The 11,862-nt window shown below is 65.0% G+C and carries 14 protein-coding genes; 7 read left to right on the top strand and 7 right to left on the bottom strand.

The window, feature by feature from the left end:
* Positions 1-156: 156 nt before the first annotated feature.
* Genes truA through def form a run of 4 tightly spaced genes read right to left on the bottom strand, consistent with a single transcriptional unit; the run spans position 157 to position 2,940 of the window.
* Entirely contained in the window at positions 157-945 is a 789-nt protein-coding gene (gene truA, locus EN853_RS27270) for a tRNA pseudouridine(38-40) synthase TruA (RefSeq protein ID WP_127862196.1), read from the bottom strand.
* A gap of 20 nt (positions 946-965) precedes the next feature.
* Positions 966-1,472, bottom strand: a complete 507-nt coding sequence (locus EN853_RS27265) for an N-acetyltransferase (RefSeq protein ID WP_127862195.1) — start codon at positions 1,470-1,472, stop codon at positions 966-968.
* On the bottom strand, positions 1,469-2,404 hold the full coding sequence (gene fmt / locus EN853_RS27260; protein ID WP_127862194.1) for a methionyl-tRNA formyltransferase: 936 nt from the start codon (positions 2,402-2,404) through the stop codon (positions 1,469-1,471). Before fmt ends, EN853_RS27265 begins: the two co-directional genes overlap by 4 nt.
* 5 nt (positions 2,405-2,409) lie before the next feature.
* A complete protein-coding gene (gene def / locus EN853_RS27255; protein ID WP_127862193.1) occupies positions 2,410-2,940 on the bottom strand; it encodes a peptide deformylase in 531 nt (176 codons plus the stop codon).
* Positions 2,941-3,043: 103 nt separating this feature from the next.
* Here def and EN853_RS27250 point away from each other — a divergent pair, with 103 nt between their 5' ends.
* Positions 3,044-4,294, top strand: coding sequence for a DNA recombination protein RmuC (locus tag EN853_RS27250; RefSeq protein WP_127862192.1), 1,251 nt, complete (start codon positions 3,044-3,046; stop codon positions 4,292-4,294).
* A 2-nt stretch (positions 4,295-4,296) separates the two neighbouring features.
* On the opposite strand, the gene EN853_RS27245 is transcribed toward EN853_RS27250, so the two are convergent.
* Positions 4,297-4,701 carry a GFA family protein gene (locus EN853_RS27245; protein ID WP_059188752.1) on the bottom strand — a complete coding sequence of 135 codons (405 nt, stop codon included), beginning with the start codon at positions 4,699-4,701 and terminating at the stop codon, positions 4,297-4,299.
* A 34-nt stretch (positions 4,702-4,735) separates the two neighbouring features.
* Positions 4,736-5,695 carry a cation diffusion facilitator family transporter gene (locus EN853_RS27240; RefSeq protein ID WP_127862191.1) on the bottom strand — a complete coding sequence of 320 codons (960 nt, stop codon included), beginning with the start codon at positions 5,693-5,695 and terminating at the stop codon, positions 4,736-4,738.
* 256 nt (positions 5,696-5,951) lie between these two features.
* Here EN853_RS27240 and EN853_RS35150 point away from each other — a divergent pair, with 256 nt between their 5' ends.
* Positions 5,952-6,077: a hypothetical protein gene (locus EN853_RS35150; RefSeq protein WP_082953831.1), complete on the top strand. Its 126-nt coding sequence runs from the start codon at positions 5,952-5,954 to the stop codon at positions 6,075-6,077.
* A 294-nt stretch (positions 6,078-6,371) separates the two neighbouring features.
* Positions 6,372-6,686, top strand: a complete 315-nt coding sequence (gene sugE, locus EN853_RS27230) for a quaternary ammonium compound efflux SMR transporter SugE (RefSeq protein ID WP_127862190.1) — start codon at positions 6,372-6,374, stop codon at positions 6,684-6,686.
* 80 nt (positions 6,687-6,766) lie between these two features.
* On the opposite strand, the gene EN853_RS27225 is transcribed toward sugE, so the two are convergent.
* On the bottom strand, positions 6,767-7,195 hold the full coding sequence (locus EN853_RS27225) for a DUF6481 family protein (protein WP_127862189.1): 429 nt from the start codon (positions 7,193-7,195) through the stop codon (positions 6,767-6,769).
* A gap of 225 nt (positions 7,196-7,420) precedes the next feature.
* Here EN853_RS27225 and EN853_RS27220 point away from each other — a divergent pair, with 225 nt between their 5' ends.
* The 4 genes from EN853_RS27220 (at position 7,421) to EN853_RS27205 (ending at position 11,757) form a co-directional block, all read left to right on the top strand.
* A complete protein-coding gene (locus EN853_RS27220; RefSeq protein ID WP_127862188.1) occupies positions 7,421-8,482 on the top strand; it encodes an LLM class flavin-dependent oxidoreductase in 1,062 nt (353 codons plus the stop codon).
* A 189-nt stretch (positions 8,483-8,671) separates the two neighbouring features.
* On the top strand, positions 8,672-9,838 hold the full coding sequence (locus EN853_RS27215) for an AI-2E family transporter (RefSeq protein WP_127862187.1): 1,167 nt from the start codon (positions 8,672-8,674) through the stop codon (positions 9,836-9,838).
* Positions 9,839-9,927: 89 nt separating this feature from the next.
* Positions 9,928-10,755: an arylamine N-acetyltransferase gene (locus EN853_RS27210; protein ID WP_127862186.1), complete on the top strand. Its 828-nt coding sequence runs from the start codon at positions 9,928-9,930 to the stop codon at positions 10,753-10,755.
* 3 nt (positions 10,756-10,758) lie between these two features.
* On the top strand, positions 10,759-11,757 hold the full coding sequence (locus EN853_RS27205) for an LLM class flavin-dependent oxidoreductase (RefSeq protein WP_127862185.1): 999 nt from the start codon (positions 10,759-10,761) through the stop codon (positions 11,755-11,757).
* Positions 11,758-11,862: the final 105 nt, after the last annotated feature.

The raw sequence follows: 11,862 nt of genomic DNA, 5'->3' as shown, positions 1-11,862 counted from the left end.
GGCTCAACTCGGCCATCTCAGTGCTCCTGTTCCAAGATTGCGCTTCAACAGCCGCAATCCTTCAAAACAGAAGCCTCAACCGCAAACCGACCCGCCAAATGCCGCGTCAGCGGCTTCGTTCAATCCCTCTTCGATTCTGTCAAAAGCTGAACCGCTCTAGGTGTCGGAATCCTTCGGGATGCCGAGTTCGCCGGCCCTCGCCGGATAATCCACCCCGACCAGGAACAGCCCGTCCGGCGGCGCAACCTGTCCGCAGGCGGCGCGGTCGCGCGCTTCGAGCGCCGCCTTGAGATCGGTAGCGCTCCAGGAGCCGTCGCCGACACGCCGGAGCGAGCCCACCATCGAGCGGACCTGGTTGTGCAGGAAGGAACGCGCCGAGGTCCGCACCTCGATCAAATCGCCGACGCGGCCGACGTCGAGACGCGCGAGCGTGCGAACCGGGCTTTCGGCCTGGCACTGGGTGGACCGGAAGGTGGTGAAGTCGTGACGCCCGAGCAGCACCTTCGCCGCCTCGTGCATGGCCTCGGCGTCGAGCCGCTTCGGCACCCACCAGACCTTGCCCTTTTCGAGCGCCGACGGCGCGCGGCGGTTGAGGATGCGGTAGAGATAATGGCGGCCGGTGGCGGAGAAGCGCGCGTCGAAATCGTCGGCGACAACCGCCGCCCTCAGGATCGCGACGCGCGCGCCGGCCGCCTGCAGATGGGCGTTGACGGCGTCGCGCACCTTGTCGCCCGGCCAGGTTTTGGCAAGATCGACATGCGCAACCTGGGCGGTGGCGTGCACGTCGGCATCGGTGCGGCCGGCGGCGCGGAGCCTCACCTCCTCGCCGCAGAATTTCTCGATCGCCTGCTCGATCGCCTGCTGCACCGAAGGCTGGTCCGCCTGGTGCTGCCAGCCGGCGAATTGGCTGCCGTCATATTCGATGTCGAGGCGAAAACGCGGCATATGCGATGAGCGCCAGCCGCCTAGGCGGCCAGCGCGGTGAAGGCCGAAGCATAAACCAGCCTGCCGGTCTCGGGCGCATCGCCCCAGGCCAGCGCCTGCAGCGCCTCGCCCTGGTACTCGCTCTCGAACTTCTCGGCGCGGGCATGGGTGTAGCCGAAGCGGCCGTAATAGGCCGGGTCACCCAGCACCACGGCAAGCCGCTCGCCGGCTTCCTTGAGGCGGACATGCGCCTCGCGGATCAGCGCGCCGCCGATGCCGGTGCCGTGGAAGGACGGCTCGACCGCCAGCGGCGCCAGCGCCAGCGCCGCGAAGCGCTTGCCGCCGTTCTGCACGAAAAGCCTGGAAAACAGGATGTGGCCGACGACCTGGCCGTCTTCTTCCGCCACCAGCTCGACGACGGCGTCGCCGCCGGTCACCAGCGCGTCGACCAGGCCGGCCTCCGCCTGCTGGCCGAAGGCATGCTCTTCGACGAGGCGGATCGCCTCGCGATCCCGCTGCGTCGCCGCGCGTATCGACATCATGCTCATGTGAGTTTCATTCCTTTTTCGATCTTGGCCCCGCGCAGAAACTCCTGCGCGGCGGCGGGCCTTCCGCCCGCCCGTTGAACTTCGACCAGCCTGATCGCGCCTGACCCGCAGGCGACCGTCAGCCGGTCATCGAGAATTCCTCCCGACTCGCCGACGCCATCGGAAAGCGTCGAGCGAAGCAGTTTCAGCCGCTCCATGCGGCCGCCAATTTCGACCTCGCACCACGCGCCCGGAAAGGGCGAGAGGCCGCGAATGTGATTGTGGACTTCGCCGGCAGGCCGCGTCCAGTCTACGCGTGCCTCCGATTTATCGATCTTTCGGGCGTAGGTCACCCCTTCCGTCGCCTGTTGGGTAAATGTCAGACAATTTATCCCCAGTTGCGCCAGCGCTTCCACCATCAGCGAAGCGCCTATGTCCATCAATCGGTCATGCAGTTCGCCGGCGGTCATATCGGGTGCGATGGGGCATCTTTCAACCAATGCCACCGGACCGGTGTCCAGACCCTGTTCCATTTTCATCACCATCATGCCGGTCTCGGCATCGCCAGCCATGATGGCGCGCTGGATGGGAGCAGCACCACGCCAGCGCGGCAAAAGCGAGGCATGACCGTTGAGGCAGCCTAGTTTGGTGGCCTCCAAGACGGGTTTCGGAAGAAGCAGGCCATAGGCGACGACCACCGCGACATCGGCCTGCAAGGCGGCAAAGGCCTGCTGTTCGGCCTCGCCCTTCAGCGATGTCGGCGTGCGCACCTCGAGGCCCAGCCGCTCGGCCTCGCGCTGCACCGGCGAGGGGGTCAGCTCCAGCCCACGCCGGCCGGCGGCGCGCGGCGGCTGGGTATAGACGGCCGCGATGTCGTGGCCGGCCTCGGCTATCGCCCGCAGCGTCGGCACCGAAAAATCCGGCGTACCCATGAAGATGACACGCAGGGGCATGCCCCCTAGCCCACCATCTTGCCCGGCGCCTTGTCCTTGGCGAGTTTCTTGAATTTCCTCACCACCATGTCGCGCTTCAGCTTCGAGATGTGGTCGATGAACAGCACGCCGTTGAGATGGTCGATCTCATGCTGCAGGCAGGTCGCCATCAGGCCTTCCGCCTGCATCTCCTGCAGCTTGCCGTCGCGGTCGAGATATTTCACCCGAACGGCAGCGGGACGCTCGACCTCGGCGTAATAGTCCGGGATCGACAAGCAGCCTTCCTCATAGACGGAGCGCTGGTCGGAGCTTTCGAGGATCTCCGGGTTGATGAAGACATGCGGCGCCGGCTCCTCGCCTTCCTTGGCAAGGTCGATGACCAGCAAGCGTCGCGGCTCGCCGACCTGGATCGCCGCCAGACCGATGCCCGGCGCGTCATACATGGTCTCCAGCATGTCTACGGCGAGCTTGCGCAAATCACTGTCGACGCGCTCAACCGGTTTGGAAACCTGGCGCAGGATGGGATCCGGAAGGATGATGAGCGGCTTGATCGACATGGCGTCTCACCTAAGACGTCGCAGGAAAAGCGTCAACCGGGACATGTTTCGCCTGTTCACGTTTTGATCTGTGCTGGCGGACCGAATCGGCTATGCTGCCCTCATGAACGACATGAGCTCCATCCTTTCGGAACCGGTCGCGCGGCTCGGCGCCACCACGATCACACTCGGCCAGGCGCTGGGTTTTGGTACAGCGCTGCTGCTTGCCTTGTTCCTCGCACTCGCCACGGCGCTGTTGCGCGCTGGCAAGGCCCGGGCGGTGGCGGCAACCGAAGCCGCCGACCATGCCCGCGATACCGAAGCGCGCATGGCCGACATCATGCAGGCGCAGGCCGAGATGCAAGGTCGCATGGGCGCGATCGCCGAAGTGTTCGGCGCCAGGCAGGCCGAGCTGACCCAATCGCTGGGACAGCGGCTCGACGCCATGACCGGCCGCCTCGGCCAGACGATGGCCGAGCAGACCAGGTCGACGCATGAGAGCCTGGCCAAATTGCAGGAGCGGCTGGCGGTGATCGACACCGCGCAAGGCAACATCCAGTCGCTTGCCGGTCAGGTCGTGCAGCTGCAGGCGATCCTCTCCAACAAGCAGACGCGCGGCGCTTTCGGCCAGTCGCGCATGGAGGCGATCGTCGCCGACGGGCTGCCCCACGGCGCCTACGAATTCCAGGCGGGCCTCTCCAACGGCAGCCGGCCGGATTGCCTCGTGCGGATGCCGAACGGCGCGCCCGCGCTCGCCATCGATGCCAAGTTTCCGCTCGAAGCGTGGAACGCCATCCGCGCGGCCGAGGGCGCCGACCTGCAGAAAGCGGCCGCGCAGGCATTCCGGCGCGATATCGAGGTGCATATCCGCGATATCGCCGAAAAATACCTGATCCAGGGCGAGACGCAGGACACCGCCTTCATGTTCGTGCCGTCGGAATCGGTGTTCGCCGAGATCCATGAGAATTTCGAGGCGGTGGTGCAGAAGGCGCACCGCGCCCGCGTCGTCATCGTCTCGCCGTCGCTCTTGATGCTGTCGATCCAGGTCATCCAGGCGATCCTGAAGGATGCGCGCATGCGCGAGCAGGCGCATCTGATCCAGGGCGAGGTCATCCGCCTGATGGAGGACGTGGCGCGCGTCGACGAGCGCGTGCGCCGGCTGCAGACGCATTTCGGCCAGGCGGCCAAGGATATCGACGACATCCTCGTCTCGACGACGAAGGTGACCAAGCGCGGCCAGAAGATCGAGGCGCTGGAGTTCGCCGAAGGGGAAACCGAGCCGCCGCGTGGTCCGGCCAAGGTGGAGGCTGGCGCGCGCGTGGCTGACTCCAAGACCGGCCAGCTCAGGTTGCGCGTCGTCGAGGGCGACGACTGAGACTACTGCTCCTCGACCACCCTAGTGCCCTCGAATTCCGGCAGCCAGTGCAGCGCCGAGCGATGCCAGTATTGCGTCCTCGGCACCAGCTGGTCGCGCTGGCGCGCCGTGCCGGTCCTGACGCCGTAGACCTTCGGGCCGTCGCCGACGGAGGTGGCATAGAGATGCGAGCCGCACTCGCCGCAAAAGCCCTGCGCCCGCTTGGCGCCGCTCGACCCGGTCTTGATGTAGACCTTGGGCTCGCCCTTGGTAATGCGGTAGTCCTCTTCCGGCACGCGCACGGTGACGCGAAAGGCCGTGCCGGTGAGCTGCTGGCAATCCGTGCAGTGGCAGATCGAGGTCTTCTCGGGGTCGACCTCCGCCTCATAGGTGATGGCACCGCAATGGCACCCGCCGTCGATTCTCATCGGGGTTGCTCCCTAAAATTTGCTTCGCTCAAACCTAATCCTCTTCGGGGGCCTCGGCGATAGCCTTGCGCCTGCGCTCCCATGTGCCAGTCGCCTGCGGCTTGACGAACAACCTGGCGATTTCGGGCATGTCGGTTTTCAGTCGCGCCTCCAGCCGCTCGACGCAGGCTTCGATCTCGGGCGCTGTGAGATGATCCTCGAACTCGATGCTCAAGCCCGCGACGATTTCTTCCGGGCCGATATGAACGCTCAATATGCCGTTCGCCCGCTGCACCGCCGGATCCTGCTCCGCGATCGCCAGCACCTTCTTCTGCACCTCGGGCGAGGCCGGTTCGCCAAGAAGCAGGCCTTTGCTCTCGCGCGCCAGGAAGATCGCTGTGGCGCCAAGGATGATCGCGATGCCGATCGAGCCGACGCCGTCGAGTTCCGGAATTTCCAGCAGTTCGGACGCGAGGATGCCGGCGAAGGCGACGATCAGGCCAAGCAGTGCCGCGCTGTCTTCGAACAGCACTGTGTAGACGCTGGGGTCCTTGCTGCGGCGCACCGCCTGGAGCCAGCCCTGACTGCCCTTCTCCCGGCGGAATTCCTTCAGCGCCACCAGCCAGGAGCTGCCCTCGAACAGGAAGGACAGGCCAAGCACGATGTAGTTGACCCTGGCGTTGACGATGGGCTCGGGCGCCATGATGTGGACGAGGCCCTCATAGAAGGACACGCCGGCGCCGAGGGCGAAAACCAGCAATGCGACGATGAAACTCCAGAAATAGAGCTCGCGGCCATGGCCGAGCGGATGCGCGTGGTCGGGTGGGCGCGCGGCGCGACGCATGCCGTGAAGCAGAAGCGCGCCATTGCCGGTGTCGACCAGCGAATGCACGCCTTCCGACAGCATCGCGGAAGAGCCGGTGAAGAAGGCCGCGGCGAATTTGGTCACCGCGATCGCGAGATTGCCGGCGAGCGCCGCGTAGATCACCCTTTTCGAGCCGGCATGTCCTGCCATTCGATCCTGACCCTTGCCGATCGATTCGAGCTTAGCGGCCTGTTGGCCGAAGCTCTACAGACAATGCGCCAGCCGCTCCGAGGTTCAAGGACCGAAGCGCATCCCGTCCAACCGCCCGACACCTGTTTCACGGCCGGCGGATCAAGGGAAAACGGTTGACATCAGGGAAGCCGGCTTGGGAAGCGGCAAGCGGCCTCTTGCGGTCGGGCGCTTCTCTTGTTTCACTTGAGCTGCCCACAAATCGGAGGAGCGAATCATGGCTAAAGGTGCGATGAAGGCGGGCAAGGAACCCCGCAAGCCGAAGAAGGACGCGAAGAAACCAGCCGCGGCCCCGGCTCCCAAGGCGCCGCCGGTCAAGGCGATGCGCATCAAGGAGAAGTAAGCCGCCAGCGCGGGCGTGCCGCGCTGAAACGGATCCAGGCGACACGCTTCTTTTGTATTGATGCATGTCGTTGTCCCAAAACCGCTGCGCACTTTTGGGCGACATGCATTTATCCGTCTCGATGCCGATTTTCGAACCGGCGGCATGCCGAATGCTGCCGGTATTTTGTTGTTTGGGAAACAAAGCTACCTATATGCCCACGGCGCGAGGACGACCTCGTGCTTCCAAAAAACGGCCGGGACGACCCGTCACTTCAAGCATCGAGTGCTCGAAGTTTGAGATGGAGCTTTTGCGATGTCCTGGATTTTTCTCTTCTTCGCCGGCCTGTTCGAGATCGGCTGGGCGATCGGCCTCAAATACACCGACGGCTTCTCGAAGCCGCTGCCGAGCGTGCTCACAATCGCCTCGATGATCGTCAGTCTCGGCCTGCTAGGCCTGGCATTGAAGGAATTGCCGGTCGGCACGGCCTATGCTGTGTGGACCGGCATCGGCACCGTCGGCACGGCCTTGCTCGGCATCTGGCTGCTCGGCGAGCCGGCGACCGCGGTGCGACTTGCCTGCATCGGCGTGATCGTCTCCGGCATCGTCGGGCTGAAGCTCGTCGCCTGACATGGCACGAACGCCTTCAGGGCCGCCCATGGACGACCCTGATCTATTTTTCGAACGAACTCGAACCTAAAGCGCGTGCTTTAGCGGGCAGAGAAGCCCGGGGGCGTGCGGCCGACACGCGCCTTGCGGGCGGCGTAGCGCGCATCACGCTTGGCCTTGCGCTCGGCCTCTTCGGCGAGCACGCGGGCGATGCGTTCGGTTTCCTCGGCTTCGCGGATCTTGGCCTCGGCCGCCGCCGCCTCTTCGGCAGCAAGACGGGCAGCCTCTGCCGCTGCCTCACGTTCAGCCCTTTCGGCTGCTTCGCGCGCCAGCTGTTCCTGCTTCAGCCTCGCCTTCTCGGCCTCGCGGATCGCGCGGGCCTCAAGGATCGCCTTGCGTTCGGCCTGGCGCGCCAGCACCGCCGGATCGTCGGCCGCCGGCCTTGCCTTGAAGCGCGCCAGGAGCGCCTTCTTTGCCTCATTCGCGGCGTTGCGCCGCTCGAATATGTCTTTTTCCCTGTAGATAGCCAATTCCACTTCCCTGCAGTCAATTCGCGACGCTTACATACGCGCGAAAGTCCCGAGTTCAAGCGCCAAAACGGTATGCCAGCCATGAAAATCTGCGCTGTTGCCGAAGGGATACGTCGCCGTGGCGCGATGCACTGTTCACAGATCGCGCCTCTGGTGGCTCGCAACGCCGATCGCTACCTCTAGCGCCAACGATTAACGCCCGAGCGGCGCTGCAGGATGCATGAAATGGAACTCGGACTTTACACTTTCGCCGATGTCAGCCCGGAGCCCGGCCCCGGCGCCATCAAACCGCATGAACGGTTGCGCAACCTGATCGAGGAGATCGAGCTGGCCGACCAGGTCGGCCTCGACGTGTTTGGCCTCGGCGAGCATCACCGCCCCGACTATGCGGCCTCGGCGCCGATCGTCGCGCTGGCGGCGGCCGCGGAACGGACAAAGCGCATCAGGCTTACCAGCGCTGTCACCGTGCTTTCCTCCGACGATCCGGTGCGGGTCTTCCAGCAGTTCGCGACCCTCGACCTCCTGTCCAGCGGCCGCGCCGAGATCATGGCGGGACGCGGCTCCTTCATCGAATCCTTCCCGCTGTTCGGCTACAATCTGGAGGACTATGACGAGCTCTTCGCAGAGAAGCTCGACCTCCTGCTCGCCATCCGCGACCAGGTCAAGGTGACCTGGCAGGGCAAGCTGCGCGCGCCGATCAACGGCCGCGGCGTCTATCCGCGACCCTTCCAGGAAAAGCTGCCGATCTGGATTGCGATTGGCGGCACGCCGCAATCCGCCGCCCGCGCGGGCGTGCTCGGCCTACCGCTGGCACTTGCCATCATCGGCGGCGAACCGGCGCGCTTCGCGCCGCTGTTCGAAGTCTATCGCGAGGCGGCCAGGCGCGCCGGCAACGATCCCGCCGCGCTCGCCACCAGCCTCAACGTGCATGGCTTCATCGCCGAGACCACGGAGGCGGCGGCCGACGATTTCTACGCACCGCAGGCCGAGGTGATGAACCGCATCGGCCGCGAGCGCGGCTGGGGGCCGACGTCGCGGGCGCATTTCGACCATGCGCGGGGTCCCGGTGGCGCCTTGTTCGTCGGCAATCCTGAAGCTGTGGCGGAAAAGATCGTCGCCCAGCACAAGATCTTCGGCAACGACCGCTTCCTCCTGCAGATGGCGATCGGCACCATGCCGCACGCCAAGATCATGAAGGCCATCGAGCTCTACGGCACCAAGGTGGCGCCGATCGTGCGCAAGGAGACGGCGAAGGCCGCGTCGGCCGCACCGGCACCCGCCGCCTGACCGCCCGGTCCGGCAAAGGCTCGGTCGCCTCCGGGCCAGAGCGGTTCACCGTTTTCCGGAAGCGGCAAACCGCTCTATCTCTTTGTCTTAACGCAATTCCGGGCGAAAAACCGTTTACACTTTCCTGGAATCGCTCACGGAACCTTGGCGCGGCGTGCACGTTCTTCTCGACGACTGCGAGGGGAACTGATGAAAGCCGAAACGACCGCTTCGGGCGCGAGCGTTGCCGAAAGCGTTGATACACGTGCCGAAGCCCACGCCGAATTGCGATTGATACGATCGCTGCTGATCGGCATCTTCATCCTGATGACGGTCGCCGCGCTCTATTTCGCCCGCGCTTTCTTCATGCCGGTGATCCTGGCCTTCCTGCTGGCGCTGACGCTGACGCCGATCGTGCGCTTCCTGCGCAAGCACGGCGTCCCAGACGTGCTCTCGGCGACCCTTCTGGTGCTGCTCTCCGTCTTTTTCGTCGCCAGCGCCGGCTATCTGCTCAGCGGCCCGGTCATCGATCTCATCAACAACACCTCATCGATCGGCCAGCAACTCACCGAACGGCTGGCGCAATTCAAGCGGCCGCTGGAACGGGTGATGGATCTTGCGCGGCAACTGGAAGCGCTGACCGAGACCTCGCAGGAACCCGGCGTGCAGAAAGTCACGGTGGCGCCGTCCGGCATCCTGTCAACCGCCGCCGGCAACATCCTGGGAGCAGGCACCTCGATCACCATAGTCTTCGTCCTGTCGCTGTTCCTGCTTGCCTCCGGCACCTTGTTCTACGAGAAGATCGTCCAGTCCTTCACCAGCCTCAGCCAGAAGAAGCGGGCGCTGCGCGTCGTCTACGACGTCGAGAGCGAGATCTCGCACTACCTGCTCACCGTCGCGGTCATCAATGCCGGCCTCGGCACGGTGATCGGGCTCGGTCTGTGGGGGCTCGGCATGCCCAATCCGCTGGTCTGGGGCGCAGCCGCGGCGCTGCTCAACTTCCTGCCTTATGTCGGCGCGCTGATCACCATCGTCCTGGTCACGGTCATCGCGCTGATCAGCTTCGATACGATCTCCTACGCGCTGCTGGCGCCCGCCTTTGTGCTGTTGTGCGACATCGTCGAAGGGCAGTTCGTGACACCGACGGTGGTCGGCCGGCGGCTCGAGATCAACGCCGTAGCGATCTTCATTGCCATCGCTTTCTGGTCCTGGTTGTGGGGTTTCGTCGGCGCGCTGATGGCGGTGCCGCTGCTGGTCGTCATCAAGGTCTTCTGCGACCATTTCGACGGCCTCAGCCATGTCGGCAACTTCCTGGCGGCGCAGCAGACGATCGTCATCGAAGACGAGCCGGCCGAGAGCAACCACAAGACCGCCTGACGTCCTGGCCCAATCCTCAAACCCGGCCCTTGTTTGTCGCATCGGCGACGAGTGCCTATATCGGACCGGTCAAGCCGGACCTGCCTCTCATGAGCGACGCCTCCTTCGATATCGACGCCTATTTCGACCGCATTGGCTATCGCGGCCCGACGGATGCGTCGCTGGCAACGCTCAAGGCTCTGCATCGGCAGCACCCGCAGGCGATCCCGTTCGAGAACATCGATGCGCTGATGGGCGTTTCGGTCGGGCTTGATCGGGCGTCGCTGCAGGACAAGATCTTCAGCCAAGGCCGTGGCGGCTATTGCTTCGAGCACAACCTGATCTTCATGCATGCGCTTGAAGCGATGGGTTTCAATGTCAGCGGGCTCGCCGCCCGCGTGCTGTGGGGGCAGCCGGAAGACGCCGTCACGGCGCGCAGCCACATGCTGCTGCGCATCGAACTCGATGGACGAACCTACATCGCCGATGTCGGCTTCGGCGGCCTGACGCTGACCGCGCCGCTGCTCTTGGAGCCGGATCTCGAACAGCAGACGCCGCACGAGGCGTTCCGCATCGTCGGGGCCAGCGATCATTTTCACCTGCAGGCCGATATCGGCGGAGATTGGCGCACGCTCTACCGCTTCGACATGCAGCGGGCCTACGAGGTCGACTACCAGGTGAGCAGCCATTTCCTGTCGACGCATCCCAGCTCGCATTTCCTGTCCAGTCTGGTTGCCGCGCGCGCCCTGCCCGACCGGCGCTACGCGCTGCGCGACAACCGCTTGTCGATCCATCATCTCGGCGGCCGCAGCGAGCAGCGCGAGATCGCGTCGGCGACCGAGCTCGCAGTCGTCCTTGCGAATGAGCTCGCCATCGTCATTCCCGACCGTGCCGCCTTCGAATCCAGGCTGCGGCAGAAGCAAATCGTGGAGACCTGATCAATGACGGCCCTTTCGGTTCTCGACCTGTCGCCGATCGCCCTCGGCAGCAATGCCTCGCGGTCGCTGGCCAATTCGCTCGACCTTGCCCGCCATGCCGAGCGGCTGGGCTACAAGCGCTACTGGCTCGCCGAGCACCACAACATGCCGGGCATCGCCAGCGCGGCAACGTCCGTTGTCATCGCCCATGTGGCGGGCGGCACGAAGACCATCCGAGTCGGCGCCGGCGGCATCATGCTGCCCAACCATGCGCCGCTGGTGATTGCCGAGCAGTTCGGCACGCTGGCGGCACTTTTCCCGGGCCGCATCGATCTCGGCCTCGGCCGCGCGCCGGGCACCGACATGATGACGGCGCGGGCGCTGCGCCGCAACCTGGAGGCCAGCGACAACTTCCCTCAGGATGTCGTCGAGCTGATGGGCTATTTCCAGCCGGCCGAGGAAGGCCAGCGCATCCGCGCGGTGCCGGGCGAAGGCCAGGAGGTGCCGGTCTGGATCCTTGGCTCCAGCCTTTATGGCGCGCAGCTCGCGGCGCTTCTCGGCCTGCCCTATGCGTTCGCCTCGCATTTCGCGCCGGCTGAGCTCGACCACGCTCTGGAGGTCTATCGCACGCGCTTCCAGCCGTCGGCGCAGCTCGACAAGCCCTATGTGATGCTCGGCCTCAATGTCTTTGCAGCGCCCACGGATGCCGAGGCGAAGCTCTTGTTCACCTCGCTGCAGCAGGCATTCGTCAATCTGCGCAGCGGCCGGCCCGGGCAATTGCCGCCGCCGGTCGAAAATTATGACCGCGACCTCGATCCGGTCGCCAAGACGATGCTTGCCCAGGCGCTATCCTGCGCCGTCGTCGGTTCGCCGGAGACGGTCCGCCAAGGCATCGACGCCTTCGTGCGCCGCACCGGCGCCGACGAATTGATGGTGACGGCGCAGATGTTCGACCACGCGGCGCGGGTGCGCTCCTTCGAGATCCTGGCCGACGTTCACGGATCGATGTCCCAAGCAGCCTGATCAGCTCGACGGCTTTTGCCTGACATGCTCGTCTGCTAAGGGGCGGGCATGCCTCCCGGGCGTTTCACCGTTTCACGGAAGCGGCGAACTGCTCTATCTCTTTGT

This window comes from Mesorhizobium sp. M1C.F.Ca.ET.210.01.1.1 (assembly GCF_004791585.1).
GTDB lineage: Bacteria > Pseudomonadota > Alphaproteobacteria > Rhizobiales > Rhizobiaceae > Mesorhizobium.
Note: the sequence above shows the minus strand (reverse complement) of the source record. Positions and strands in the feature narration are given on the sequence as shown.

Excerpts from the sequence above, each read along its gene's own strand:
- truA (WP_127862196.1), bottom strand. The coding sequence starts at position 945 with ATGCCGCGTTTTCGCCTCGACATCGAATATGACGGCAGCCAATTCGCC.
- EN853_RS27265 (WP_127862195.1), bottom strand. The coding sequence starts at position 1,472 with ATGAGCATGATGTCGATACGCGCGGCGACGCAGCGGGATCGCGAGGCG.
- fmt (WP_127862194.1), bottom strand. The coding sequence starts at position 2,404 with ATGCCCCTGCGTGTCATCTTCATGGGTACGCCGGATTTTTCGGTGCCG.
- def (WP_127862193.1), bottom strand. The coding sequence starts at position 2,940 with ATGTCGATCAAGCCGCTCATCATCCTTCCGGATCCCATCCTGCGCCAG.
- EN853_RS27250 (WP_127862192.1), top strand. The coding sequence starts at position 3,044 with ATGAACGACATGAGCTCCATCCTTTCGGAACCGGTCGCGCGGCTCGGC.
- EN853_RS27245 (WP_059188752.1), bottom strand. The coding sequence starts at position 4,701 with ATGAGAATCGACGGCGGGTGCCATTGCGGTGCCATCACCTATGAGGCG.
- EN853_RS27240 (WP_127862191.1), bottom strand. The coding sequence starts at position 5,695 with ATGGCAGGACATGCCGGCTCGAAAAGGGTGATCTACGCGGCGCTCGCC.
- EN853_RS35150 (WP_082953831.1), top strand. The coding sequence starts at position 5,952 with ATGGCTAAAGGTGCGATGAAGGCGGGCAAGGAACCCCGCAAGCCGAAG.
- sugE (WP_127862190.1), top strand. The coding sequence starts at position 6,372 with ATGTCCTGGATTTTTCTCTTCTTCGCCGGCCTGTTCGAGATCGGCTGG.
- EN853_RS27220 (WP_127862188.1), top strand. The coding sequence starts at position 7,421 with ATGGAACTCGGACTTTACACTTTCGCCGATGTCAGCCCGGAGCCCGGC.
- EN853_RS27215 (WP_127862187.1), top strand. The coding sequence starts at position 8,672 with ATGAAAGCCGAAACGACCGCTTCGGGCGCGAGCGTTGCCGAAAGCGTT.
- EN853_RS27210 (WP_127862186.1), top strand. The coding sequence starts at position 9,928 with ATGAGCGACGCCTCCTTCGATATCGACGCCTATTTCGACCGCATTGGC.
- EN853_RS27205 (WP_127862185.1), top strand. The coding sequence starts at position 10,759 with ATGACGGCCCTTTCGGTTCTCGACCTGTCGCCGATCGCCCTCGGCAGC.